The organism is Acinetobacter sp. ANC 3882 (assembly GCF_022549545.1).
Taxonomy (GTDB): Bacteria; Pseudomonadota; Gammaproteobacteria; order Pseudomonadales; family Moraxellaceae; genus Acinetobacter.
This window is the reverse complement of the sequence record NZ_JAKZGB010000001.1, coordinates 15,139-39,586: the sequence shown is the minus strand read 5'-3', so window position 1 is coordinate 39,586 and position 24,448 is coordinate 15,139. Positions and strand designations below refer to the sequence as shown.

Annotated in this window: 28 protein-coding genes; 16 read left to right on the top strand and 12 right to left on the bottom strand. The window is 39.4% G+C overall.

The genetic code is table 11. From position 1 onward, the window contains the following. From rsmG to MMO42_RS00195, 3 genes are all read right to left on the bottom strand, one after another. Positions 1-636 carry a 16S rRNA (guanine(527)-N(7))-methyltransferase RsmG gene (rsmG, locus tag MMO42_RS00205; protein ID WP_004806608.1) on the bottom strand — a complete coding sequence of 212 codons (636 nt, stop codon included), beginning with the start codon at positions 634-636 and terminating at the stop codon, positions 1-3. A 175-nt stretch (positions 637-811) separates the two neighbouring features. Further along, positions 812-1,501 (bottom strand): N-acetylmuramate alpha-1-phosphate uridylyltransferase MurU, encoded by a 690-nt coding sequence (murU, locus tag MMO42_RS00200; protein ID WP_241318680.1) that lies wholly within the window; start codon positions 1,499-1,501, stop codon positions 812-814. Then, complete coding sequence (locus MMO42_RS00195; protein WP_241318679.1) at positions 1,501-2,514, bottom strand: phosphotransferase; 1,014 nt, start codon at positions 2,512-2,514, stop codon at positions 1,501-1,503. Before MMO42_RS00195 ends, murU begins: the two co-directional genes overlap by 1 nt. A 118-nt stretch (positions 2,515-2,632) precedes the next feature. Here MMO42_RS00195 and lptD point away from each other — a divergent pair, with 118 nt between their 5' ends. Beyond that, complete coding sequence (gene lptD, locus MMO42_RS00190; protein ID WP_241318678.1) at positions 2,633-5,104, top strand: LPS assembly protein LptD; 2,472 nt, start codon at positions 2,633-2,635, stop codon at positions 5,102-5,104. Beyond that, positions 5,104-6,417 carry a peptidylprolyl isomerase gene (locus MMO42_RS00185; protein ID WP_241318677.1) on the top strand — a complete coding sequence of 438 codons (1,314 nt, stop codon included), beginning with the start codon at positions 5,104-5,106 and terminating at the stop codon, positions 6,415-6,417. Before lptD ends, MMO42_RS00185 begins: the two co-directional genes overlap by 1 nt. A gap of 100 nt (positions 6,418-6,517) precedes the next feature. Here MMO42_RS00185 and fba read toward each other — a convergent pair whose 3' ends face one another. The 3 genes from fba to MMO42_RS00170 form a co-directional block, all read right to left on the bottom strand. Next, entirely contained in the window at positions 6,518-7,555 is a 1,038-nt protein-coding gene (gene fba, locus MMO42_RS00180; RefSeq protein WP_005153496.1) for a class II fructose-bisphosphate aldolase, read from the bottom strand. Between the two features lie 211 nt (positions 7,556-7,766). Further along, positions 7,767-8,918: an ATP-dependent RNA helicase RhlB gene (gene rhlB, locus MMO42_RS00175; RefSeq protein WP_005294698.1), complete on the bottom strand. Its 1,152-nt coding sequence runs from the start codon at positions 8,916-8,918 to the stop codon at positions 7,767-7,769. Positions 8,919-9,027: 109 nt separating this feature from the next. Beyond that, on the bottom strand, positions 9,028-9,240 hold the full coding sequence (locus tag MMO42_RS00170; RefSeq protein WP_004653893.1) for a cold-shock protein: 213 nt from the start codon (positions 9,238-9,240) through the stop codon (positions 9,028-9,030). Positions 9,241-9,596: 356 nt separating this feature from the next. Between MMO42_RS00170 and MMO42_RS00165 the strand changes: the two genes are divergently transcribed. The 6 genes from MMO42_RS00165 (at position 9,597) to MMO42_RS00140 (ending at position 12,787) form a co-directional block, all read left to right on the top strand. Further along, positions 9,597-9,836, top strand: coding sequence for a sulfurtransferase TusA family protein (locus MMO42_RS00165; RefSeq protein ID WP_241318676.1), 240 nt, complete (start codon positions 9,597-9,599; stop codon positions 9,834-9,836). Between the two features lie 131 nt (positions 9,837-9,967). Next, positions 9,968-10,837 (top strand): RNA polymerase sigma factor RpoH, encoded by an 870-nt coding sequence (gene rpoH / locus MMO42_RS00160; protein ID WP_005294703.1) that lies wholly within the window; start codon positions 9,968-9,970, stop codon positions 10,835-10,837. A 107-nt stretch (positions 10,838-10,944) separates the two neighbouring features. Beyond that, positions 10,945-11,310 (top strand): DUF423 domain-containing protein, encoded by a 366-nt coding sequence (locus MMO42_RS00155; RefSeq protein ID WP_005294706.1) that lies wholly within the window; start codon positions 10,945-10,947, stop codon positions 11,308-11,310. 9 nt (positions 11,311-11,319) lie between these two features. Continuing rightward, positions 11,320-11,517: a sulfur carrier protein ThiS gene (thiS, locus tag MMO42_RS00150; RefSeq protein ID WP_241318675.1), complete on the top strand. Its 198-nt coding sequence runs from the start codon at positions 11,320-11,322 to the stop codon at positions 11,515-11,517. A 23-nt stretch (positions 11,518-11,540) separates the two neighbouring features. Beyond that, a complete protein-coding gene (locus tag MMO42_RS00145) occupies positions 11,541-12,326 on the top strand; it encodes a thiazole synthase (RefSeq protein WP_004639328.1) in 786 nt (261 codons plus the stop codon). Positions 12,327-12,454: 128 nt separating this feature from the next. Next, on the top strand, positions 12,455-12,787 hold the full coding sequence (locus MMO42_RS00140) for a hypothetical protein (protein ID WP_241318674.1): 333 nt from the start codon (positions 12,455-12,457) through the stop codon (positions 12,785-12,787). Between the two features lie 7 nt (positions 12,788-12,794). Here the strand turns inward: MMO42_RS00140 and MMO42_RS00135 are convergent, their stop codons facing one another. From MMO42_RS00135 to yaaA, 4 genes are read right to left on the bottom strand one after another with little or no spacing between them, the layout of a single operon-like run. Further along, positions 12,795-13,196, bottom strand: coding sequence for a hypothetical protein (locus tag MMO42_RS00135; protein WP_241318673.1), 402 nt, complete (start codon positions 13,194-13,196; stop codon positions 12,795-12,797). Further along, complete coding sequence (locus MMO42_RS00130) at positions 13,186-13,809, bottom strand: metal-dependent hydrolase (protein ID WP_241318672.1); 624 nt, start codon at positions 13,807-13,809, stop codon at positions 13,186-13,188. The genes MMO42_RS00135 and MMO42_RS00130 overlap by 11 nt, the downstream gene beginning before the upstream one ends. 9 nt (positions 13,810-13,818) lie before the next feature. After that, on the bottom strand, positions 13,819-14,082 hold the full coding sequence (locus tag MMO42_RS00125; RefSeq protein ID WP_005053756.1) for a hypothetical protein: 264 nt from the start codon (positions 14,080-14,082) through the stop codon (positions 13,819-13,821). A 21-nt stretch (positions 14,083-14,103) separates the two neighbouring features. Beyond that, positions 14,104-14,886, bottom strand: coding sequence for a peroxide stress protein YaaA (yaaA, locus tag MMO42_RS00120; protein WP_241318671.1), 783 nt, complete (start codon positions 14,884-14,886; stop codon positions 14,104-14,106). A 124-nt stretch (positions 14,887-15,010) separates the two neighbouring features. Between yaaA and MMO42_RS00115 the strand changes: the two genes are divergently transcribed. Together MMO42_RS00115 and MMO42_RS00110 are read left to right on the top strand one after the other, a co-directional pair. After that, entirely contained in the window at positions 15,011-15,640 is a 630-nt protein-coding gene (locus MMO42_RS00115; protein WP_241318670.1) for a hydrolase, read from the top strand. A gap of 90 nt (positions 15,641-15,730) precedes the next feature. Then, complete coding sequence (locus MMO42_RS00110) at positions 15,731-16,801, top strand: DUF2157 domain-containing protein (protein ID WP_241318669.1); 1,071 nt, start codon at positions 15,731-15,733, stop codon at positions 16,799-16,801. Here the strand turns inward: MMO42_RS00110 and rtcR are convergent, their stop codons facing one another. Next, positions 16,802-18,403, bottom strand: coding sequence for an RNA repair transcriptional activator RtcR (rtcR, locus tag MMO42_RS00105; RefSeq protein ID WP_241318668.1), 1,602 nt, complete (start codon positions 18,401-18,403; stop codon positions 16,802-16,804). A gap of 67 nt (positions 18,404-18,470) precedes the next feature. Here rtcR and MMO42_RS00100 point away from each other — a divergent pair, with 67 nt between their 5' ends. After that, positions 18,471-19,433: a ribonuclease Z gene (locus tag MMO42_RS00100; protein ID WP_241318667.1), complete on the top strand. Its 963-nt coding sequence runs from the start codon at positions 18,471-18,473 to the stop codon at positions 19,431-19,433. 21 nt (positions 19,434-19,454) lie between these two features. Here MMO42_RS00100 and MMO42_RS00095 read toward each other — a convergent pair whose 3' ends face one another. After that, positions 19,455-19,745, bottom strand: coding sequence for a hypothetical protein (locus tag MMO42_RS00095; protein ID WP_241318666.1), 291 nt, complete (start codon positions 19,743-19,745; stop codon positions 19,455-19,457). Between the two features lie 527 nt (positions 19,746-20,272). Between MMO42_RS00095 and MMO42_RS00090 the strand changes: the two genes are divergently transcribed. From MMO42_RS00090 to rtcA, 5 genes are all read left to right on the top strand, one after another. Next, positions 20,273-21,544, top strand: a complete 1,272-nt coding sequence (locus tag MMO42_RS00090) for an RtcB family protein (RefSeq protein WP_241318665.1) — start codon at positions 20,273-20,275, stop codon at positions 21,542-21,544. A gap of 11 nt (positions 21,545-21,555) precedes the next feature. Beyond that, entirely contained in the window at positions 21,556-22,062 is a 507-nt protein-coding gene (locus tag MMO42_RS00085) for a hypothetical protein (protein WP_241318664.1), read from the top strand. Positions 22,063-22,101: 39 nt separating this feature from the next. Beyond that, complete coding sequence (locus MMO42_RS00080) at positions 22,102-22,530, top strand: hypothetical protein (RefSeq protein ID WP_241318663.1); 429 nt, start codon at positions 22,102-22,104, stop codon at positions 22,528-22,530. A gap of 64 nt (positions 22,531-22,594) precedes the next feature. Next, on the top strand, positions 22,595-23,053 hold the full coding sequence (locus MMO42_RS00075; RefSeq protein ID WP_005212730.1) for a DIP1984 family protein: 459 nt from the start codon (positions 22,595-22,597) through the stop codon (positions 23,051-23,053). Positions 23,054-23,311: 258 nt separating this feature from the next. After that, the gene (gene rtcA, locus MMO42_RS00070) at positions 23,312-24,370 is read left to right on the top strand and encodes an RNA 3'-terminal phosphate cyclase (protein ID WP_241318662.1); all 1,059 of its coding nucleotides are present in this window, start codon (positions 23,312-23,314) and stop codon (positions 24,368-24,370) included. The last annotated feature ends 78 nt before the right edge of the window (positions 24,371-24,448 follow it).

Here is a 24,448-nt window from a genome sequence, read left to right as displayed (position 1 = left end):
TTATTGAATACGTTGAAGTAAAAGTAAGTGACGCTGTTCATCCAATCTCGGCACACGCAGTTCAATGATCTTACATGAATACTGATCTTTCATCTGCTCAACTTCATCCTCTGGGATCAAGCCTTTCATTGCCGCAATGATACTTTGCTCATGCATATAAGGTTGTGCTGCATCAACAAAATCAGTCAAAGAAGCAAATGCTCGACTTGTAATGACATCGAACTGACCAAGTTCGCCAATGCTGTCTTCATTTTCAACACGTGTTTGAACTGCAATTACATTTTTCAGTTTTAAGTCAGCAATAAATTGCTTTAAGAAACGAATCTTTTTCCCATTCGAATCTAATAGTACACAAGAACGTTCTGGTTGACATAATGCAATGATCATGCCCGGCATACCACCGCCCGTACCTACATCTAATAAACGGCCTTGTGGCAAATCATTTAAAATACTTAAACTATCTAATAAATGTTTAACCAACATTTCTTTCGGCTCACGAATGGCCGTTAAATTATATGCCTTATTCCACAGCACCAGCGCATCTTGATATTTCAATAAGAGTGTTAGGGCTTCTTCACTCAGGTTGAGACCTAGAGCTTGACTACCTTGCTTTAATTCTTGAAAAAAAGGATGCATAACAGTGCGACATCTCGATAAACTTGCTGTGCAGTATACCGATTTCTGATACAAGGCACAGCAGGACTTGTTGAACGATTATGCAGTTAAACATTTACAAGCATGATAAACTGCACAATCCTTTAAGTTTTTGTCTTTTCTTATGCAAATCACAGATAGACAAAGCATTTTTTTATTATGCGAATGCGCCCTGCTTGATTTGTTGATCAAGCTGCTCCAAACGCTCAGGTGTACCAACATCCACCCAAATTCCTTGCAACTTTTCAGCTGAAACTTGCTGCTGCTGCATGGCTTGTTTCAATAATGGCGCTAAAGGTCGTTTACCATTTTCCAAACCTACAAACATGTGTGGTGCCAATACCGCAACACCACTATAAGTTAAAGCCTCACCCAACTGTTCCTGCTCAAAAGTGTAAGCCAAATCATTCGCAAGGATAAAGTCACCTTTTAAATGCTGGGGTGGATTTTCAACCAGCACTAAATGCGCTTGTTTATCCTCCAACTGAACATTTAACAAAGAAGCAAAATCCATTGTGGTCCAGACATCACCATTGACGAGAATAAAAGGCTCATCACCCAGCAATGGCAGCGCATTGATGATACCTCCTGCGGTTTCTAGACCTTCACCTTCGTGTGACCACAAAATAGTGACACCGAACTGAGAACCATCACCTAAAACAGCAGCAAGTTTTTCACCTAACCAAGCTGTATTAATCACAATCTCGGTAATGCCTATTTTTTGCAGCTTTTCGATATGCCAAACAATCAGTGGCTTGCCACCAACTTTGAGTAAAGGCTTTGGTGTGTGCAAGGTCAAGGGACGCATACGATTGCCCAAACCGGCAGCAAGAATCATCGCTTTCATTAGGCTGCAACCTCGTAATTACCGTATTTTTCAATAAACTTCGGCATCACGATGTCACGAATGAATTGCATAAAGTCATTCAGTTCATCATACCCTTGGCTTTCTTCCAGTAAATACCACATCACACGCGGTAAATCTTTTAAATAGCCCGACTTGCCATCACGTTCAAATAAACGGACAAAAATACCAAGAATTTTCAGGTGACGTTGAATCGCCATCAGATCTGCATCACGCTTGAACTGCTCAAAACTACGGTTTTCTTTCGCAGTTGCAGGTAAGAGTTTATAAAATACCTCAAACCATTCGTAGACACGTTCAGCATTCCACTGTACGTAGGCATCACGTGTAATCGAAATTAGATCATATGTATCCGCACCAATCACCGCATCCTGAAAATCAATCACCCCCAGCTCTTGCTCATTTTCGATTTTCATCAAATTACGACTGTGAAAATCACGATGAACGATCACTTGTGGCTGTTGAGTTGCTTCAATCGCAAGAAAGTCGAAAGCTTGTTCGATTGTTTCAAGTTGCTGCTCTGTTGGCTGAATTTGCAATGATGGCAACATCCAGTCGGTCAACAGACGCATTTCTGTCATCAACTTTTCATAAGAATAAGCTGGCAATTGCGTATCAGCATCGATCTGCTGTAACTCAATCAATTGCTTGAAACTTTGTGCATAGTATTGATCGACTGTCTCATCATTGAGTAAAGTTGATAAAACAACATCACCAAAATCTTCTAACAGCAACAATCCTAACGTTAAGTCTTTAGCAACGATATGCGGTACACGCACACCATTTTTGTCAAAGAACTCATCGATGCTAACAAATGGAATACAATCTTCTTTTTCAGGCGGTGCATCCATGAGCATATATGTTTTGTTTTGTAACTTAATTCGCGCGTAGCGGCGAAAGCTTGCATCTCCTGCCAAAAAGTTGATCTCAAATTGATCAGATTGGAGGGTGGCTTGAAGCCAAGTTTGTATCAATTGTTCACGTTGTGTATTCATTTGCAATAAAATCTAAAACTAGCTGAGATTTTGAAAGCTTAAGTGTAGCCACTTATCAACTTTTTCTCTATGATGCGACAATAATTAATTGTGAATTAGCGTATTGGTTAATGAGACAATGAAACATCAGTTTAAATTTAATCCTTTAGCAACAGCTATTTTGACACTCTTGTGTGGCGGCTCGATCCAATCAGGTTTCGCGGCCCCAGCTGATGCTGTCTCTACGCTTGACAACAAACAGCTTAAAGCAGCGATTCCAAATCAGGAACAGCAAGATCAGGAAAGTTATCCTGGGGAAAGTTTTTTCCAGCAATATTATGTAGACAAATCAGCACCAGAAGCACAGTTACGTGATAATCGTTATTTAAGCTCTTCGTTTTGCCAAGGAACTTGGGTCACTCCGATTAATCCTGAAGCAAAAGTTGGCGATGCGAGTACAACCACCTCTGTGCTCACCGCTGATTATGGGCATTACAACCCGACTGGTGACTCTGTTCTACAAGGCAATGTGGTAATTGACCAAGAAGGTCGCACCATTCGTGCGGATCAAGTCACGATTGACTCAACGCAAACATATGCCAATGCTGAAGGTCGTGTCCAAATTGCTCAATCTGGGTTACTGACTCAGAGTGATGCGATTAACTATAATTTAAAGACCCAAACAGGTGATTTAAACAATAGTTTCTACATCTCAGAGCAACAACACGCACATGGTCATGCGAACCAAATTAAACGCGCCAATGAAAATTTAGTTATTTTTAAAGATGCAAGCTACACAGCCTGCCCACCTGAACAAAAACCCGCATGGAAAATTCAGGCCAAAGAAATTGAATTAAACCAAGATACAGGTCGCGGTGTTACCCGTAATACAAAACTCTATATTAAAGATGTTCCTGTACTGGCTGTACCTTATTTTAATTTCCCGATTGATGACCGTCGTACCACGGGGCTTCTTAGTCCGAATTTTGGTTATAGCAATGACGGTGGTGCACAACTCATCACTCCAGTCTACCTCAACCTTGCACCTAATTACGATCTCACGCTTACACCAAGCTATATGAGTAAACGTGGTCCAAAATTAGATGCAGACTTCCGCTATATGACTGAAAACTTTGGTGCAGGTCGTATTTGGGGTGGTTATATTGCAAGTGACAATCAATATGACAATGAAGCGCGTGATGATCTTCATATCCTCCATAAGTGGCAAATCAACAATCAGTGGTCAACCAATTTAGAATATAACTACGCCTCTGATAAAGATTATTTTGCTGACTTTAACAATAATCCCAACACTAGAACGGATCTGAATTTACGCCGTGCTTGGGAACTCAATTATCAAAATGGAATTCCAGGTCTTAAAGCTCAGTTAAAAGTTGAAGATTTCCAAACTTTGGACAAAACGATTGAAGACAAAGACAAACCGTATGCACGACTTCCACAATTCCTATTAAATTATATTACTGGTGATCCACAAGGTCTGCAGTATGAGTTTAATAATGATACGGCTTATTTTAAGAAATCCATCGATGATGGTTCAGCTTTAGAATCGAGTGGTACCCGTATTTACAACCAATTTGCGGTTCGCTACAACTATTTAACCCCGTCTTGGTTCTATGCAATTCCAGAGGTTTCTGTTCGCAGTATCAATACCTTTTTTGATCAAGACTCAAAAGAAGGACGAGGACTTTCAGCGTCTGATGATTTAGAGAAATCAGTCGTCGTTCCTCAGTTCACCTTTGCAACAGGCGTCACTTTCGAAAAAGATGGTAAATACTTACAAAGTATTTCACCTCGTGCTTTTTATGCTTACTCACCTTATAAAAAGCAAGATGATCATCCTAACTTTGATTCGACCACGGCATCGATCAACTATGATCAACTTTTTAACCCTTATCGCTTCTATGGTCATGACCGCCTAGATGACAACAACTTCCTGTCACTTGGTGTCACTTATAGCTTACTGGATACGGAAGGCCTGGAGCGAATTAAAGCAAGTGTAGGTCAAAGTTATTATTTTAGTGACCGTCGCGTAAGCTTAAATGAAAAGCTTGACGATTTTGACACTCAAAACCGTACAGGTCCTATTGTTAGCTTATCAAGTCAGCTCAATCAAAACGTCACCATTTCGTCAAACTCAGCTTGGATGTCTAATGGCGACAATGCGCAACGAGATTTTCAAGCCTACTATACTGGCGATAAAGGCAATCTTTACAACTTAGGCTATTTTTATCGTAAGCACATTCCTGATCGTCAAGATGCCTATGATCAAGTTGTTGCATCCTTTATACAACCTGTAAAAGACAATTGGCGTATTATGGGCCATGCTCAATACGACATCGACAACAACGTGATGCGTGAATATTTACTTGGTGTAAATTATGAGTCGTGTTGTTGGGCTGTTTCAGTCTACGGTCGTTCTTACTATAACGATCTGGATGATCCAAATTCTCCAGACGTTCGTAAAAAGAATGCAGTGATGGCTGAGTTCACCCTAAAAGGCCTTGGTGCTTTAAACAATAAGCTTGCTTCTCTTCTCGAAAACAGAGTTTTAGGTTTCAACAAAATTAATCAATCTTGGACACAACGTTAATGAAGATAAAACCTTTTCAACATATCTTTAAAGCGACTGTTCTCGCTGCCCTAATTTCTTCATCAATGCAAAGCTTTGCACAACCTACGGATGAGGTTGTTGCAGTTGTGGATAGTAGTGTTATTCTAAAAAGTGATTTAGATCAAGGGATTGCAGAGACAGAACACCAGTTAAAAGCGCAAAATAAAACTGTACCGCCACAGCAGTACTTACAAATGCAGGTGCTTGATCAATTGATCATTCGTCAAGCGCAATTGGAACAGGTCAAACGTTACGGCATTAAACCAGATGAAAAAAGTTTAAATGCGGCTGTACTAAAAGTGGCAAACCAATCAGGTGCCAACAGCCTAGAAGCATTTCAACAAAAATTAGATGCGATTGCGCCCGGTACATACGAAAATTTGCGTAACCGTGTTGCAGAAGATTTAGCCATTGGCCGCTTACGCCAACAACAAGTGATGTCACGCATCAAAATCAGTGATCACGATGTTGAAAATTTCTTAAAGTCACCAGAAGGCCAAGCTGCACTCGGTACACAAGTTCATGTCATTCACATGCGTATCGCAGGTGAAAATACAAATGATGTACAGCAAGTTGCACAGCAAGTGAAACAAGCGCTTACTACCAGCGATGATGCCAAGGCAATCAGTTCAAAATTATCAACTGCGGCTGTCAAAGTTGATGGTGCTGATATGGGTTTCCGCTCTTTATCAGACATCCCAACTGAACTTTCTGCACGTATTGCGCCACTGCAAGTTGGACAAACCACTGAACTGATCAATGTTCGTGATGGCGTGCATGTATTAAAGTTGCTTGAACGCAAACAAAATGAGCAAAAAGCTTTAGTTCCACAATATCAAACTCGCCACATTCTAATTCAATCATCAGAAGTGGTTAGCTTGGATCGTGCAAAGCAAATGATTGATAGCCTCTACAATCGCGCTAAAGCAGGCGATGATTTTGCAACTTTAGCTGCAACTTATTCAAATGACACTGGTTCAGCACGTGATGGCGGTAGCTTAGGTTGGGTTAGCCCAGGTGTTATGGTTCCTGAATTTGAAAAAGTAATGAAAGAGACACCTGTTGGACAAATCAGCAAACCGTTCCAAAGCCAATTTGGTTGGCATATCTTACAAGTCATGGATACGCGTGAACAGGATATGACCAAAGAAGTTCAAGAACGTATGGCACGTCAAATCTTAGGTGAACGCCAGTTTGATACTGAAGTAGATAGCTGGATGCGTGAGCTTCGCGCCAATGCTTATGTTGAAATTAAAGATGCAAGCCTAGACTCAAAAGCACAACAGAAATAAATCAGTTAAAAGAATGCCAGCAATTGCTGGCATTTTTATTCTCTTGATAGAAATAAAAAAATAGCGGCAAATGCCGCTATTTTTCTGCATTACAAATTCATTATTTGTAACGATCAACCATTTTCTCTAAAGAAATTGGACGAATTTTGTCTGCATTACCCGCTGTACCGAATGCTTCGTAACGTGCAACACAAATCTCTTTCATTGCTACAACTGTTTCACCAAAGAATTTACGTGGGTCAAATTCACTTGGTTTCTCAGCCATCATACGACGCATTGCACCAGTAGAAGCCAAACGCAAATCGGTATCAATGTTAATCTTACGTACACCATGCTTAATCGCTTCTACAAGCTGATCAACAGGCACACCATAAGTTTCTTTAATATCACCGCCATACTGGTTAATCACTGCCAACCACTCTTGTGGTACAGAGCTAGAACCATGCATAACAAGATGCGTATTTGGTAATGCAGCATGAATTTCTTTAATACGGTCAATTGCTAAGATATCGCCTGTAGGTGGACGCGTAAACTTGTATGCACCGTGTGAAGTACCGACAGCAATCGCCAAAGCATCTACATTGGTATCAGCAACAAACTGAGTTGCTTCTTCAACAGATGTTAACAACTGAGAGTGGTCAAGTACACCTTCTGCACCCACACCATCTTCTTCACCAGCCATACCAGTTTCAAGGCTACCTAAGCAACCGATTTCACCTTCAACTGAAACACCACATGCATGCGCAATAGATACAACTCGACGCGTTACATCCACATTGTAATCATACGATGTTGGTGTTTTGCCATCTTCGCCCAATGAACCATCCATCATAACTGAGCTAAAGCCCAACTGGATTGAACGCTGACAAATATCAGGGCTAGTACCATGATCTTGATGCATTACCACTGGGATATGCGGCCATTCTTCAATCGCAGCTAAAATAAGATGACGTAAGAAAGGTGCACCTGCATATTTACGCGCACCAGCCGAAGCTTGCACGATCACAGGTGAATTGGTTGCATCCGCAGCGAGCATGATTGCACGCATTTGTTCTAAATTGTTTACGTTAAACGCTGGTACGCCGTAGTTATGTTCTGCAGCGTGATCCAAGAGCTGGCGCATTGAGATTAGAGCCATAATATCCTCCCAGGTAATGCGGCATATTCTACATGTTGATCTATTTCAATTCAGCAACTAATCACAGTAATTCTAAAAAAATCTTTAATCTTTTGTGTAATTTGAGTAGTAATTCTTACTAAATAATCAAAAAAGCCAAATCACAGAATGATTTGGCTTTTTTTAGAGAAAGTTTCTTGTTCTAAAAAACCTAAATAAGACTGATCAAGACTTAGCAATAACCTTCTAAACGAGTCAACGGCAATTTTTTTCCAATCGCTTTTTCGATTTCTGGCAAATAGAATGCATCATCTTCCGACAAGAAACTAATACTCACACCTTGCGCACCCGCACGACCTGTACGACCAATACGATGCACATAATCATCAGACTGTTCAGGTAAGGTATAGTTAATCACATGCGAAACGCCGTCCACATGAATACCACGACCTGCAACATCTGTTGCAATCATAATATTGTTCTTACCTTGCTTAAATTGATCAAGCATCTTTAAACGCTTATCTTGGGCAATTTCACCAGATAACATACCAACTTTATAGCCATCGCGTTTCAAATGATCGTACAAGCGACGAACCTGATCTCGGCGATTCGCAAAGATCATCACCTTATCAATTGGCTCTTCTCTTAAAATTTCTTGTAAAAGCTTATACTTGTCTTCTTTCGCAACCACATAGACACGTTGCTCTACATCACTATTGGTTTTTTGCTCAGGTTCAATTTCTACTGTAACTGGTTCAAATAACCACTGACGTGCAAGATTTAAAACATCATAGCTAAATGTTGCAGAGAACATTAAAGTCTGGCGTTGCTCTTTAAACGGTGAATAGCGAACGATTCGTTTAACCGATGGAATAAAGCCCATATCAAGTAAACGATCGGCCTCATCAATCACTAAAAATTCGATTTTATCCAACCAAACTTCTTTCTGCTCAACAAAATCAATCAAACGCCCAGGCGTTGCAACAATAATATCAACGAAGTTGCGATCCAGCATTTTCTTTTGTTTGTCAAAATCCACACCACCCAATAAGGTCACAAGGTGCAAATTTGAAAATTTCGTGAGTGCTTGTGCATCACTTTCAATCTGTAGCGCCAACTCACGTGTTGGTGCTAAAATTAACGCGCGTGGCTCACCACGGAAACGTTGCTCTTGAACTGGATTATTTAATAGATCATTGATCACACTAATCAAAAAGGCAGCTGTTTTCCCAGTACCCGTTTGCGCTCGACCAATGGCATCATGCCCTGCTAATGTATATTTTAAAACCTTTTGCTGAATTGGGGTCATTTGTGTAAAACCCAAAGCATCAATCGCTTTTTTCAGCTGCGGATGTAAATTTAAGGTTTCAAAACCAGATGTCATATATGCACTCGAACCATCAATGAGCAAAATAAAGTCGCTATTATAAACTATAAAAAACAAAAACGCCCCAATCTTATTGGGGCGTTTTTTATTGCGTTAAGGCAACAAATTAGTCTAAAGGCTGAACGTTTTCAGCCTGGAAACCTTTTTGTCCTTGAACAACACTGAATTCTACGCGTTGGCCGTCACGTAAAGAACGGTGGCCATCACCCATAATTGCGCGGAAATGAACAAATACGTCATCACCACCATTACGCTGAATAAAACCAAAGCCTTTAGTGTCGTTAAACCACTTTACTACGCCTTGTTCACGAGCTGTCATAAGTCAATCCTCAGATATTGAAAGATAAGGACCTTCCGGTGTTGCAAACAGCAGAGCCAACAAGGTTTTAAAATATTTATAATTTTAAAGCTTGTAATCATTCTGTAAAACTATCAACAATTTCCGGTTACATCCATTTGTTATAGAGTTTAATATAATAAAATTTAATTAAACACTTTCTAAAACGCATCGAGCTTACCATGGGTTTATTACAATTAATAGAAGTTTTTTTAGTTATTTCCGATATTTCTATCTGTTTTTTTCAATAATTTAGCTGTTTTTTTAATGGAATTTTTCTCTCAAAAATTACGCGAAAATTTGTTAATATGATGATGAAAAAATCGATTTAGATGAATATGAGCAACCCACACAACTCGCCCGTCATTATTGATGCTTTAGGACAACCCTGTCCAATGCCACTCTTGATGTTGAAGCGTGCGTTAAAGAAAGCCAATGGCATACAGCAATATCTATTGAAATCTTCAGATCCACACAGTGAAATTGATGTAACACGATATTGCCAAATTCAGCAACTTCAATGTTTAACTCAAAAAATTTCAGACAATGAATTTCACTATTTAATTGAAACTACGTGATTCTTTGCTAAACTCTAGCTAAAGATAAACTAGATAACTTTACATTTTTATACTCAAATTTCCTTAGTGATGAAGAACATTCGCATTAAGATGAAATTGTTGACTTAAATACCATCCTATAAGGAGACTCCATGACTACTGACAGCAGCAATCAATTGATGCCCCTGTCACTGTCTGCGCCAGGTGTAAATCTTGGTGCATATATCAGCACTGTCAATCAAATTCCAATTTTAACGGCCGAGCAGGAAAAAGAACTTGCTGAGCGTTATTATTATGATCAAGACCTCGATGCTGCCAAACTATTGGTAATGTCGCATCTACGCTTTGTTGTCCATATTGCACGTAGTTATGCAGGTTACGGATTACCACAAGGTGATCTCATTCAAGAAGGTAACCTTGGATTAATGAAAGCTGTTAAACGCTTCGACCCCAATATGGGTGTTCGTTTAGTTTCTTTTGCCGTGCACTGGATCAAAGCTGAAATTCATGAATACGTGATTCGTAACTGGCGTATTGTCAAAATTGCGACCACCAAGGCACAACGTAAATTATTCTTCAATTTGCGTAGCCTTAAAAAATCAAGCAAACGATTAACGCTAGAAGAAGCAAAATCAATTGCCAATGATTTGAATGTGACACCTGAACAAGTGTTAGAGATGGAAGGTCGTTTAACCGCCTATGATGCTGCTTTTGAAGCACAGGGCGATGACGATGATGACACGCCCCATACGGCACCTGCACTTTTTCTAGAAGATAATCGTTACGATCCAGCACGTCTTGTAGAAGAAGAAGATTACGAACAGCAAAGTACTTCTGCCCTGCATGAAGCAATGGATCAGCTTGATGACCGTTCACGTAATATTTTGCAACGCCGCTGGTTAGATGATGACAAATCAACTTTACATGAGTTGGCTGCTGAATATAACGTTTCTGCTGAGCGTATCCGCCAGCTAGAAAAAAATGCAATGGAAAAAATCAAAACTGCCATGTCTGCGAGTTAAGATTAAATCAAACACAAGGGCTTTCATGCCCTTTTGTTTTATCTGGCTTTGTTTAAACACCCGAATATGTTAAGTTTGTTCATCAAATTTCTAGTTCCATTCTCATTATGTGGATAGCAATCTCTGCGCTTAATCTTGCGCTTGCGGTCATGTTAGGTGCTTTCGGTGCACATGGTCTCAAATCTTTTGCAACACCTGAGCAACTGGCTTGGTGGAGTACAGCAACTCAATATTTCTTCTACCATGCACTTGGCATGCTGATATTGGGTGTTCTATATAAAACCACACCAACTTTTCCAATAAAAATTCCTTTTATTTTGATGCAAATTGGTATCATCTTTTTCTGCGGTTCGTTGTACATTATGGCGCTTGGTTTACCTCGAATCTTAGGTGCAATCACTCCGATTGGTGGTGCATTTATGATTGCAGGCTGGGTGCTACTCGCATGGCAAGCGATTAAGCATGCGAAATAAGGATTGATCATGCACATCTATTTAAACGGCGAGTCAACAGACACGTCTTGTGAAAATCTACAGCAATTGATTCAAAGCTTAGCACTTGAAGGCAAGCGCTTCGCTGTAGAGAAAAACCAACAGATTATTCCGAAAAGTAGACTTGAGCAAACTGTCATTGCTCCTGAAGATCGTATTGAAATTATTCAAGCTGTTGGTGGCGGCTGATTGGCTAAAAATGGAGTAAGCCCATGCAAGATTCCCCTTTAATTATTGGTTCACGGACGTTTCAATCACGTTTATTGGTCGGAACTGGTAAATACAAAGATTTAAATGAAACCGATTTAGCTATTCAAGCCAGTGGTGCAGAGATTGTTACCGTTGCGATTCGTCGTGTAAACATCGGTCAACATGCAGATCAACCGAACTTACTTTCAGTGATTCCACCTGAGAAATACACGATTCTGCCAAATACCGCAGGCTGCTTCGATGCAGATAGCGCGATTCGTACCTGTATGCTGGCACGTGAACTGCTTGATGGTCACAATCTGGTTAAGTTAGAAGTTCTCGGTGACGAAAAAACCTTATATCCCAATGTGACCGCAACGCTAAAAGCAGCGCAAACATTGATTGATGATGGTTTTGAAATCATGGTCTACACCTCGGATGACCCGATTGTTGCGCAAGAACTTGAAAGCATGGGCTGTGTAGCAATTATGCCTTTGGGTAGTTTGATTGGTTCAGGCTTGGGCATTCTCAATCCACACACCATTTCCATCATTAAGGAAAATGCCAAAGTACCTGTCTTGGTCGATGCTGGTGTCGGTACAGCCAGTGATGCTGCCATTGCAATGGAATTGGGCTGCGATGGTGTATTGATGAATACCGCGATTGCTGCTGCTCAAAATCCAATTTTGATGGCTTCTGCAATGAAAAAAGCGGTTGAAGCAGGTCGTGAAGCATTTTTAGCAGGTCGTATGCCACGTAAGCGTATGGCGAATGCGAGTTCACCCGAGACAGGGTATTTCTTTAAGTAAAGCAATTTCATCATGCCCTAGGGCGAACGGTGTTCGCCCACTACATTCGCATAATTTTTTCAAACAATTGTTATCATAAAAAGTATAAATAAACATCGCTACAATAAAATGAGGAAAAGAGGTGGTTTGTGACAGATTTTATTTTAGAACCAACATATGAAATCATACCCGTTCAACTCGAATATGGCGCTGAAGAGTTTTTTTGGGAAACCCCTTTTGAGACGCTTACAGAAATTATAACGTGGTGGGAAAACAAAGAGGATCTAGATATTTATAAGAATGATATTATGGATATTCTTGGTAGAGGTGTAATACGACCTATTGAAACTGATCTTGAGCATACACTGTTTTATAAATTATGTGACTATTCAATCAAACTAATGATAGATGATAATTACTCATCTTATTTATTCTATCAAGGGAAAAAGTATATTCATAAAGGGATAAAATATTATCCATAATTGAATTTTATTTTTTCAAATTATACTGATCTCTCAGTTTTCTAATAAAAGGCGCTATATTCCAACTATCCTCAAATGGCTCTGCTCCATTTGCCCAATAAAGAACTGTTTGTGTATGCAAATAAAGATTATTTTCAACAATAGATAATGTCCGATACCAACGAGTGTCTTTCTCTAAATCATCCATTTCCTCAAAAGCTTGAAAAAGCATTTCAATCAGCAAAATTCGTTCATCTTCTGTAATATCGTTTAGATCATAAGCATTCAAAAAGTCATCTATGAGGACTGCATCAGCAACTTCATACTCCCAATCTTGCATATTCTCGTGGTAAGGCAAATTCAATCGCTTTGCCAATGCCATCCTAGCATTTGCGTTAGGGAACTTAGGAATATTTAAACTATTTTCCATCCAATATTTCCCTCAAATTCCCTTTCGCTCTTTGCTCAAAATTCTTTTGAAAATACTCCGTTTGATACAGCGGTTCTGCTTGATAAAAATGCGCTAAAACTTCTTTTCTTTTAATAGAATAAACATCAGGATCAACCCAAGCATACTCTTTTTGAATCTGTTGTTCATATTCTGCAAAACGCACTGGAGATGCAGCCAAGATCGCTAAATCAATATCCAACAAAAATTGCAAATCTAGCTCATCAGTCGATGCATGCTTTTGCGTCGCGACAATCCATCGTTTTATTTTCCCAACGATATCTACAGGTAAATCTTGAACCAAATACTGCTCAAATAATTCAGCACTTTTTAATTCATTATCTTTCGCTTGCGGATCATAAACCGCATCATGGAACCAGAGTGCCAATGCTACAGCATCTGCATCATTCAAATCAGCCCGAATGGATTCAAGTAAAACCAAACACTCATATAAATGCTGAACGGTATGATACGCCCGCTGCTTTTCACTATAGGCAACAATCAACTTGTTAAAAACTTTCTGCGGTTCAGAAAAATGATAATGCTGATGCAGCTCAAACCATGATTTTTCTAATACGGTTAAATATTGCTGCATTGCCAATCCTCACTGGATCTCTTTATTAAGCCACTTTGCCAAAGATTCTGCGTCTTTACGCTCTAAAAAAAGTTGATATAAGGTACAGGAACCAAACTCATGTTTCAGTTCCTGTTGACGCATAGGATGATTACCAAATCTGAACCGCCGAGAGCCATCCCGATCTAAAGGCAGTGCATAGACCCCATAACTGCGAGGCTCAGTCAAATGCCCTTTAATACTGACTTGGTCAGACGAAATTGCATGTTTTAATAAATATTCTTTGGTTAACATCCCACCCTGCCTAAGGCATATTTAAGATGCGTGCTGTTCATCTCGCTTAAAGACCAATTCTTTATTCGATGAACTTTCAGCATCAAAATAATACCCTTCACTATTAAATGCTTTTAATTGTTCTACTTGGCTTAATTTATTTTCAATCAAGTATCTTGCCATGAGACCACGCGCTTTTTTCGCATAGAAACTAATGACTTTATATTTTCCATTCTTCTGATCCAAGAATACAGGCTTAATAATTTCCGCCTGAATGTTCTTCTCATTCACAGATTTATAATATTCGTCAGAGGCTAAATTTACCAATACTTTCGAATCAATTTCAGCTAAATCTTGGTTAATTTGATTGGTAATGATACTGCCCCAGAACTCATATAGATTATGACCACGCTTGTTTTTTAATTTTGTACCCATCTCCAAGCGATATGGCATCATCAAATCCAACGGACGCAATAAACCATAAAGTCCAGACAACATCCGCAAATGCTGTTGGGCGAAATCAATATCTTGATCTTTTAAGTGATAGGCATCCAGACCTGTATACACATCCCCTTTAAAAGCAAACATCGCTTGGCGTGCATTGGAAAAATCAAAATCAGCATTCCAGTCTCGAAAACGCTCTGCATTTAAGTTGGCAATTTTTTCACTTACCGTCATCAATGAAGCGATTTCTGTCGCTGAAAGCTTACGACAAACATCGATCAGCTGTTGAGATTGCGCCAATAAACGAGGTTGAGTATAAGTGTCCGTTGGTAAAGCAGTCGTGTAATCAAGTGTTTTGGCAGGAGAAATTAAAGCAAGCATAATCAATCAAAATAAATTTATCTTGGTGAAACTATAACAGCTGATAATTTTTAATGCCAATTCGTGTTCTCGTTCAGTTTTATCGGTAAAATAGTGGATTCTTCCATTATCCATTGCGTATCTTATGTCTGAGCAATTATTCATCCAAGGTCCTGTTGGTCAAATCGAAATGTTTGTCGATCAACCCCAAGGTGAAATCACAGGTTTTGCTGTTGTTTGCCATCCACATCCTTTACAAGGCGGTACACCACACCACAAAGTCCCTGTTTTATTGGCTCAGATTTTCAATGAAATGGGCTGTATTGTCTATCGTCCAAGTTTTCGCGGTTTAGCTGGCAGCGAAGGTACACATGACCAAGGGCACGGCGAAACTGATGATATTATGACTGTGATTGAATATGCACGTGAGAAGCATGCAGGTTTAACCTTCTACGCAGGTGGTTTTAGCTTTGGTTCACATGTACTCGCAAAATGCCAAGCACAACTCAGCAATGATTTACGTCCGAAGCAATTGGTGTTATGTGGCTTGCCAACAGGTTCAGTGGTTGACTTGCGCCATTATAAAACCCCTGCAATTGACGGCGATATCTTATTTGTTCATGGCGAGCAAGATGATATTACTTTGCTTTCAGATATGGTTGCATGGGCAAAACCACAAAAACATCCAATCACGATTTTGCCAGGTGCCAATCATTTCTTCACAGGTTATTTAAAACAGCTCAGACAAGTCATTGCTCGCTTTTTAAAACTGTAGACTTAACAACAAATTACTAAGAAAACTATACGTCTTTTCAATCCAATGTCTGTTATATCAGTATAGATGTACAGACATTCGGGTTCTTAAATGAAATTAAATAAAAAACAAGGACTTTTTTTAAAGCAAACCATTGAACAATGGCAACAACAAGGCACGATTACGCCCGATGTAGCCGACGATTTAAATCAGAGTTTTTCGATTCGACCTTTTGACTGGGAACGTTTGGCAAAATACTCATTCTGGATTTCGATGATTTGTGCCGTGATTGCCATCGCAGCAATTACTGCAGATCAGTTTTTAATGGAACTGATTGAAAAAATCTTTGTTGATTCCAAAATCATTCCTTGTCTGATTTTTGCAGTAGTTGCTGCGGCCTTTTATGGCTTTGCTTACAGACGACGCAAAACTAAACCGCTGCATCAATTTAGCAATGAAGCCATTATTTTTGCTGGTGTGCTCTCCACCGCAGCCTCTGTAGCTTATTTCGGACAAGCCATTGATACAGGCAGCGGACATTTCTCTTTATTATTCCTGCTCTCAACCATCATTTATGCAGCACTTGCCTTCTGGTTCCCATCCAAATTAATTTGGGTGTTTTCCTTACTTTCACTGGGTTCATGGTTCGGGACTGAAACAGGTTATATGTCTGGCTGGGGTGCGTATTATCTAGGGATGAACTTTCCTTTACGCTTTGTCTTTTTTGGTGGTGCATTGATTGGGTTGAGCCTGTTATTTAAACGCCATGCGTATTTTAGGGATTTTGCACATTCAACTTATGTCATGGGTCTGCTGTATCTGTTTATTGCCTTGTGGATTCTCTCAATCTTTGGCAATTATGGGGACTTGAGTAGTTGGTATAACGTTAAACAATATGAGCTGTTGCACTGGGGTGTCTTGTTTGCCTTTATTGCCATCATCGCAATTGTTTATGGTTTAAAGCACGATGATGCTACCTCACGTGGTTTTGGTATCACCTTTTTATTCATTAACCTCTACACCAAGTATTTTGAGTTCTTTTGGAATGGTATGCATAAAGCCATTTTCTTTATTCTGCTGGCAGCATCTTTCTGGTGGCTTGGTCGACATGCCGAAAAGCTCTGGAATTTAGAGTTTCTAACCAACCAATCGCAAAGCAAGAAAGATCATCTAGGTAAATGATTACTGGAAGTCACTCCAACTCAAACCAAACCGAGCCAAATACTTTTTGACTCGGTCACTGTCATTGGTGCTATTACGTTGCTGGCGTGAAGCTGCAAACAGTTGACGTCCAGCATCAGCCATGGACTTGGCATTTTCACAAACATGAAGTACGCCACGTAGTTGAATCTGATCAAACTCATCGATCTCGCTCAACTGCGTTTGATCTAAATATTTGAGTAAAATATCCGCTTCAGCAGATTGTTCTTGTGCTGTTTGAATCGACCACAATTGCTTTAAACGCTGAATCTCTTTTTCCACCGTCTCTGAGCGGATCAGCTCACCACTAGATAAAGTCGCTAATCGTGTCACGCTGGCGGTCAAATCACGGAAATTGCCCTGCCATGATGCTTCTCTAGACTTGGCAAATTTCAAATACACATCGAGTGCATCTCGTTGAAACCGTAACTGTCGTTGATGATTTACTGCAAAGCGTTGCAATTCAAACTCAATATTCGGTGCAATATCTTCGATTCGATCTTTAAGATTGGGCAAAAAGAAAGTCCATGTATTGAGTCGCGCCCATAAATCTTCACGAAAGCGCCCTGCTTGCACTTCGGCTCTTAGGTCTTTATTCGTCCCTGCAATCAATTGAAAATCTGCCTGAACTTCTTTATCACTTCCCACAGGAAAAAAGGATTTGTCCTCAAGTGCCTTGAGTAGCATCGCTTGTTCATCCAATCCAAGTTCACCAATCTCATCCAAAAACAGAATACCCTGATCGGCACTTTTCAATAATCCTGTTCGCGAAGCTGCTGCGCCAGTAAATGCACCTTTGATATGACCAAACAAACTGGACATGGCACTATCACCACGTAACGTTGCACAATTCACGTCAATAAAGCGTCCACTTAAATGAAACTTATCCTTTTTTAATAGAAAGATTTGTTTAGCTAAGTGTGATTTTCCAACCCCTGTTGCTCCCATAATCAAAATCGGAGCACTCGAGCGTGTTGCCACCAACTCAACCTCGGTAATGAGTTGATTGAATTCATGGTTATAAGTTGAAATATTGGCTTTCAGTTGTTGCCAGTTTTGTTGCTGCTCGTCTTCAAAACGCTGCTTTAGAACATCATAGCGAGACAAATCCAGATCAATGATGCGATATTCACCTTCTGATGTTTTCTGTTGATTTGGCGCACTTTGAATCAGCTTGGCAGGTAAATAATTGGCATCAACTAGAAGATACCAGCAGATTTGACCCACGTGTGTACCTGTAGTGATATGCAAAAGATAGTTATTTTTTTCAGTATCAAATGGATACGTTTTTACAAAGTCATACAGCGCACCATAAACCTCGGCAAAATCCCAAGGATCACGAATACTCACTCGATGACCTGACACTGTGGTTGATGGAGATACATTCTGTGCATCTTCAGCAATAAACTTGACTAAATTATGGTGTTGCCGATCGTGTAGTAGCACCAGTTCATCGACAATCAAATCCTCATGCATTAGAAGGCTCAAAGTCGGACGCCAGCGTTGCCATCGATCTGGACGCTTTCCCTGATCTAAAGTAGAACCAACAAAGCCAATTACGACAGTTTTCTTTGCATTCACCATAATTTCTATAATATTTTATACATCTCTATCATATACAATACGCATTTCAGTGAAAAATTCCAACAATATGCTTCATTTTACTTTCTTAGGTACATCTTCTGGTGTACCCACACTGACACGCAACGTTTCTGGTTTAGCCATCCGAAACAGCAAGAATAAAGATTGGATATTGGTTGATGCAGGTGAAGGCACTCAGCATCGAATTCAGCAGGCCAAGCTTTCATTACAAAGCTTAATTGCGATCTGCATTAGCCATGTTCACGGCGATCACTGCTATGGTCTAATCGGCTTACTTGCAAGTGCAGGTATGAATGCCCGTACTACACCTTTAACCATTATCGCGCCTAAAGAAATTCAACAATGGATTGAAGTTACAGCACAGCTTACTGATCTGCATTTACCTTACCCACTCCACTTTATCGATGTAAATGAAGCGACTCAGATACAGCAACTGACCGATAATCTTTCAATTCAAGCCCACCCACTCAGTCATCGTGTAGCCAGCTTTGCATTTAGTATTATTTCGCAATACACTCAAAAGCGATTAGATACACAGGCTTTGATTCAACTCGGTGTGCCAAAAGGCAGAGCTTGGGGTGATTTACAACAAGGTCTGGACATCCAATTCAATGGGCAAACTTTAAAAGCCGTCGATTTTACCCAGTTACAGATCCAACGCGCACATGCTATTGTCGGCGGCGATAATGACCGTCCTGAATTATTGGCGCAGGCTTGTGAAGATGCTCAACTGTTGATTCATGAAAGCACCTACACCCAAGCTATTTTAGATAAAGTGGGTCCAAACCCAATGCATAGCTCAGCAAAAATAGTTGCTGAATTTGCTCAACAACAGGGTCTAAGCAATCTGATCCTGACGCACTTTAGTCCAAGACATCAAGATAGTGCTGGACAGCAAGCCATCACAGAAGAAGTGCAAGCTTTCTATCAAGGCAACTTCTATTTAGCCCATGATTTCGATCAATTTAGCTTAGATGAGACAGGTCAACTCAGTAAAGTAAATCCTAAATAACATGGGATGACAGCATTCTCATTAGGGGATATCCGGCGAAAAGAAATCAAATATTCTTCGTAATAGGCGAAATGGTAAGGTAATGATTCGATAAACAAGTTCAACAGATATATCGATCAAATCGAACCAGTACCACGTATCATTGCTACGACCGTGATTTTCACGATCTGGTTTCACCCAATAAGCAAATAAAAAACAAGTAAAGCTTAGCGCAAGAAATATAAGATTAAAATCTTGCAACAGGAACTGCAAAACACAAAATACCCCTGCAACAAATAAAATAATCGAGAGTAAATAACGAAAAATATCCATTCGACTGAGCAATTTATTTATATTTTGTTATGGTTATAACATGCCTTTATATAAAGACCTATTGGCATTTCTTATAAAGCGCTGACATCCATCTGAAAAATATCAAATACCTATCACTGCCTACCTCAAAACCTCAAGATTAAATGCCAATCATAAAAATGAAACGGATATTGAGTAGAGATATCTCAGCTTCCCTCCCAATTCATACTCTCAGTAATCCTTTATGTTGAGAAGCTTGAAAGAGAACTGTAATTTGCTCAATTGAGCAAAAGATTAAAATATATTTAAAGATATAAAAGTATATATACATATATTTAAATTCTTAATTTGTTTTATACAAACAGTCTAAAGCATCTAAATTAAATAAAATAAAATATTTAATTTCAATATGATATAAGTTTTTTATACGCGCTTTGAAAAAGTTGGCACACTCACTGCAATAGTATAAGCACACAACATCATTGGGATATTGTGAATATCACCTGCCTGCAAACGCTTGGCAGGCAGGCTTTGAAAGGAAAATGAAAATGTCTGTCGTTGAACAAATCAACCAACAAGCTCAATTTGAACAAGAACAACAACAACGTGCTTACCAGGTTCTACAAAATGAAAAAAGTATGCCTGTGAAAATGTGGACCAATGGTGTACTTGTTGATGACAACTCAAAACAACAATTACTACAAACAGCACAGATGCCCTTTATTTATAAATGGATGGCAGTGATGCCAGACGTTCACTTTGGTTTAGGTGCAACGATTGGAAGTGTAATTCCAACCAAAGGTGCGATTATCCCTGCTGCGGTAGGTGTGGATATTGGGTGCGGGATGATGGCCAGCCGTACCAACTTAACCGCTTCTGATCTACCAGATAATTTACATGGCTTACGTACTGAGCTTGAACGTTTAATTCCACATGGAATGACAAAAGGTCGTGGACGAGATAAAGGTTCTTGGGAAACACCACCTGAAATGGTAGATCAAGCTTGGGCAGATTTAGTTGCAGATTTTGAGTTAATCTGTATGAAGCACCCTCGCCTAAAAAATACCAATAACCGCAAACAATTGGGAACTTTAGGGACAGGAAATCACTTTGTAGAAATCTGTTTGGATGAACACGATCACGTTTGGGTTATGTTGCACTCAGGTTCACGCGGTGTCGGAAATGCTATCGGTAATCATTTTATTGAGCTTGCGCGTAAAGATATGCAAAAACACTTTATTAATTTACCCAATAAAGATTTGGCGTATTTAGTTGAAGGAACAGAACATTTTGATGATTACTGGTTTGCTGTAGGCTGGGCACAACGCTTTGCGATGAAAAACCGCGAAATTATGATGCAGTCTGCGATTAAAGCTTTAGCAACGATTATTCCCAAGCCTTTTCAAGCACGATTGGAAGCCGTGAATTGCCACCATAATTACGTGGAAAAGGAAGAACATTACGGCGAAGAAGTGATGGTGACCCGTAAAGGCGCTGTTCGTGCACGTTTGGGAGAGTATGGAATTATCCCAGGTTCAATGGGTGCCAAGTCCTTTATTGTTCGCGGTCTTGGAAATCAGGAATCATTTTGCTCATGTTCGCATGGTGCAGGTCGTGTGATGAGCCGTGCTGAAGCAAAACGTCGATTCACGGTGGAAGATCAGATTGCACAGACTGAAGGTGTGGAATGCCGTAAAGATGCTGCTGTGATTGATGAAATTCCATCGGCCTATAAACCGATTGAAGATGTCATGAAAGCGCAACAGGATTTGGTTGAAGTGGTTTATACATTAAGACAAGTGGTGTGTGTAAAAGGATAAAAGTTATTTATATGACTTTATTGAAGCAAAAAACTATTGATGAAAAAATCGCATACTTTAATGGTTTTCTAAGTACTATTGCTATTTTAGATACGATCGCCTGTCGTGCGATGTGTGAATATTTCATAGAACCCATTGAAGATAAAGGCTCAATAGATGCAACGTTACAGCATCACTATACTGCATTTTTTATGTTAGTAAATGCTCATGTATTACCTAACACACCTTTATATTCTGTTGAAAATATCGAATATTTGAAGTTACAAGATTGGCAAGAAATACTGAAACACACAATTCAATCTTGGTGTATAGATACTGGATTTGGTTCTAATCAGTTTAAGACAGTACAGCAACAATCTGAGTTGATTGATTTATTCATGAAAAAACTTGCCAATGTATTTTCAGGTGCAGTTGAAGTATGGGAAGTATTTAATGGTGCAACTGATGTTTACTATAAAGAGTATATTTTTGGGGATACACATCAATATTTTTTATTGCATTTCGGTATAAATGATTAATTTATATTCATAAAAATATCTGGGTATAAGGATTTTTCTATGAATCAAATTGAAGTAATTATACATCTCTTTCAAAAAAATAGTTTGATTAAAGGGGTAGGCTGTTTATGGTGGTATGCTTGTAATAATGCTCTCATCCAAGATAAGCACCCCAATACCAAAATAGAATATGATTCAAACTCTGCATTTTTTAAGGCTTTGGAAATATTACTTAATTGTGGTGATTATTGCCTATTTTATACGCTCAATAGTGAAGATCCATTAAGAGATGGAGAGCATTTGAGCGAGTTACCACAAGAACAACTTGAATTACTTCAACGAGTTTGGATTGATAAAGAAGCTATGGATAAAATGGATGAGGAAAACGGTTATTTAGGATGGTACTTCTTGATATATTGCCCATATTCATTGGCACATAAAATATATGATGAAAATGGAAATTTCATAAGATGGCATCATGCAGTATAGTTTTTCATCTTATTCATGGTTATATGATTAAACGAAATAATTTATTTTAAAAGAGTTAGATAAAATGAAACTCGCAGAAGCACTTTTACTGCGAAGCGATCAACAAAAAAAGCTCGCTTCATTAAAACAACGGATCAATGCCAATGTCTTGGTACAAGATGGTGATGAACCGAGTGAAGATCCAAATGAACTCATCAAACAAGTATTTGCTTTAACCCAAGAAAGCAATCAACTGATTTGTCGTATTCATTTGACCAATGCACAAGCAAAGTTAGAAGACGGCAAAATACTGCTGTCTCTATTAAGCTTACGCGATAGTTATGCTGAGCAACATAAGATTCTCATTGATGCAATTGCCAATACTCATCGTGAACCAGATCGTTATAGCTCGCGTGAGATTAAATGGAAGAAGGTTATTCCTGTTTCTAGCTTGCAAAAACAAGCCGATGATATCAGCGCGAAACTACGCGATTTAAATATCAAGATTCAGGCTGCAAACTGGCAAATTGATTTGGTTGAATAGACAACAGATTTTGTGAATTTAGTTCACAATCACAGTTTGGGCATACTGGGCGAGTACAAGATCCTGCGTTACTCCGATCTGAGGGATTGAAAATAATTCAGGCGGCTATGGCAGCATGTGAGCCGTGCACCAATCTTCACTGATTAGGCTCAGCACCATGTACCTAGTAAACCTTTGCCAACAGCAAAGTCACGCGTTACTTCGCATTACCATGTACTGACAGTATGTTCATTTAATTAGAAAATAAGGAAAATAGACGTGAATAAGGCTTTGGCAAATATGCCAGCAACCATCCAGATTGATGGTTCACAAGGTGAAGGCGGTGGGCAAATTTTAAGAACAGCCCTTGCCCTTTCAATGATTACAGGTCAAGCATTTGAATTAATCAACATTCGTGCTGGCCGTAAAAAACCAGGCTTAATGCGTCAGCACTTAGTCTGTGTACAGGCATCGCAAAATATCAGCCAAGCTTATGTGGAAGGAGCTGAACTACATAGCCAACGTTTGTACTTCACGCCACAGCAGGTACAAAGCGGAAAATACCAATTTCAAATTGGTTCGGCAGGCAGCACAACACTGGTTTTGCAAACCCTATTGCCTGCTTTGTTATTGCAAAATCAAGCCAGTGAACTCACGATCTCTGGTGGCACACATAACCCGCTTGCACCAACAGCGGATTTTATTGAACAATGTTTTTTACCCGTATTAAAAGAACTGGGAATAGAAGCTGAATTTAAATTAAACAAAGCAGGTTTCTTCCCAATTGGTGCAGGTGAAATTCAAATCAAGATTCAGCCATGGCTACATCGAAACAAGTTAAATCTATTAGATCGTGGCGCTTTACAAAGTACTGAGGCTTTTGCAGCAGTATTAAATCTTTCAGAAGAAGCACAAATTGCACAGCGGGAATTAACAACTTTAAATAAAAGACTGAAACTAGATACGCAACAGCAGTTCCATTTAAATGGGATTAGCCAAGGCAATACGGTATATGTCAAAGTTAAGCACCAACACCACACTCAGCTATTTACTGCTTTAGGTGAAATGCGTAAAAGTGCAGAACAAATTGCCAATCATTTGGCTAAACAGGTGAAGCAATATATTAATTCCCAAGCCGTAGTAGATGAATATTTAGCAGATCAATTGTTATTGCCTATGGCATTGGGTCAAGGGGGTGAATTTACTGCACAATGTATTAGTGAACACACCTGTACTCAGGCCACAATGATTGAAAAATTTATTGATTGTGAAATTGAATTTGTCGAACTAGACAAAAACCTATTTCAGGCCAGAGTAAATCTTGATGGCAAAATTTAAAGTTTCATTATTTTGTGTTTTTCTACCACAATCAGTATTGACTATCGTGGAGGCGGCATGGAGGCCGCCCTGTTAGAC

Excerpts from the sequence above, each read along its gene's own strand:
- murU (WP_241318680.1), bottom strand. The coding sequence starts at position 1,501 with ATGAAAGCGATGATTCTTGCTGCCGGTTTGGGCAATCGTATGCGTCCC.
- MMO42_RS00115 (WP_241318670.1), top strand. The coding sequence starts at position 15,011 with ATGTCTGAGCAATTATTCATCCAAGGTCCTGTTGGTCAAATCGAAATG.
- yaaA (WP_241318671.1), bottom strand. The coding sequence starts at position 14,886 with ATGCTTGCTTTAATTTCTCCTGCCAAAACACTTGATTACACGACTGCT.
- fba (WP_005153496.1), bottom strand. The coding sequence starts at position 7,555 with ATGGCTCTAATCTCAATGCGCCAGCTCTTGGATCACGCTGCAGAACAT.
- MMO42_RS00100 (WP_241318667.1), top strand. The coding sequence starts at position 18,471 with ATGCTTCATTTTACTTTCTTAGGTACATCTTCTGGTGTACCCACACTG.
- MMO42_RS00125 (WP_005053756.1), bottom strand. The coding sequence starts at position 14,082 with ATGTTAACCAAAGAATATTTATTAAAACATGCAATTTCGTCTGACCAA.
- rpoH (WP_005294703.1), top strand. The coding sequence starts at position 9,968 with ATGACTACTGACAGCAGCAATCAATTGATGCCCCTGTCACTGTCTGCG.
- thiS (WP_241318675.1), top strand. The coding sequence starts at position 11,320 with ATGCACATCTATTTAAACGGCGAGTCAACAGACACGTCTTGTGAAAAT.
- rsmG (WP_004806608.1), bottom strand. The coding sequence starts at position 636 with ATGCATCCTTTTTTTCAAGAATTAAAGCAAGGTAGTCAAGCTCTAGGT.
- MMO42_RS00170 (WP_004653893.1), bottom strand. The coding sequence starts at position 9,240 with ATGACAGCTCGTGAACAAGGCGTAGTAAAGTGGTTTAACGACACTAAA.
- MMO42_RS00130 (WP_241318672.1), bottom strand. The coding sequence starts at position 13,809 with ATGCAGCAATATTTAACCGTATTAGAAAAATCATGGTTTGAGCTGCAT.
- rtcR (WP_241318668.1), bottom strand. The coding sequence starts at position 18,403 with ATGGTGAATGCAAAGAAAACTGTCGTAATTGGCTTTGTTGGTTCTACT.
- lptD (WP_241318678.1), top strand. The coding sequence starts at position 2,633 with ATGAAACATCAGTTTAAATTTAATCCTTTAGCAACAGCTATTTTGACA.
- MMO42_RS00135 (WP_241318673.1), bottom strand. The coding sequence starts at position 13,196 with ATGGAAAATAGTTTAAATATTCCTAAGTTCCCTAACGCAAATGCTAGG.
- MMO42_RS00080 (WP_241318663.1), top strand. The coding sequence starts at position 22,102 with ATGAATCAAATTGAAGTAATTATACATCTCTTTCAAAAAAATAGTTTG.
- MMO42_RS00145 (WP_004639328.1), top strand. The coding sequence starts at position 11,541 with ATGCAAGATTCCCCTTTAATTATTGGTTCACGGACGTTTCAATCACGT.
- MMO42_RS00155 (WP_005294706.1), top strand. The coding sequence starts at position 10,945 with ATGTGGATAGCAATCTCTGCGCTTAATCTTGCGCTTGCGGTCATGTTA.
- MMO42_RS00185 (WP_241318677.1), top strand. The coding sequence starts at position 5,104 with ATGAAGATAAAACCTTTTCAACATATCTTTAAAGCGACTGTTCTCGCT.
- MMO42_RS00165 (WP_241318676.1), top strand. The coding sequence starts at position 9,597 with ATGAGCAACCCACACAACTCGCCCGTCATTATTGATGCTTTAGGACAA.
- MMO42_RS00195 (WP_241318679.1), bottom strand. The coding sequence starts at position 2,514 with ATGAATACACAACGTGAACAATTGATACAAACTTGGCTTCAAGCCACC.
- MMO42_RS00090 (WP_241318665.1), top strand. The coding sequence starts at position 20,273 with ATGTCTGTCGTTGAACAAATCAACCAACAAGCTCAATTTGAACAAGAA.
- rhlB (WP_005294698.1), bottom strand. The coding sequence starts at position 8,918 with ATGACATCTGGTTTTGAAACCTTAAATTTACATCCGCAGCTGAAAAAA.
- MMO42_RS00095 (WP_241318666.1), bottom strand. The coding sequence starts at position 19,745 with ATGGATATTTTTCGTTATTTACTCTCGATTATTTTATTTGTTGCAGGG.
- MMO42_RS00085 (WP_241318664.1), top strand. The coding sequence starts at position 21,556 with ATGACTTTATTGAAGCAAAAAACTATTGATGAAAAAATCGCATACTTT.
- MMO42_RS00110 (WP_241318669.1), top strand. The coding sequence starts at position 15,731 with ATGAAATTAAATAAAAAACAAGGACTTTTTTTAAAGCAAACCATTGAA.
- MMO42_RS00075 (WP_005212730.1), top strand. The coding sequence starts at position 22,595 with ATGAAACTCGCAGAAGCACTTTTACTGCGAAGCGATCAACAAAAAAAG.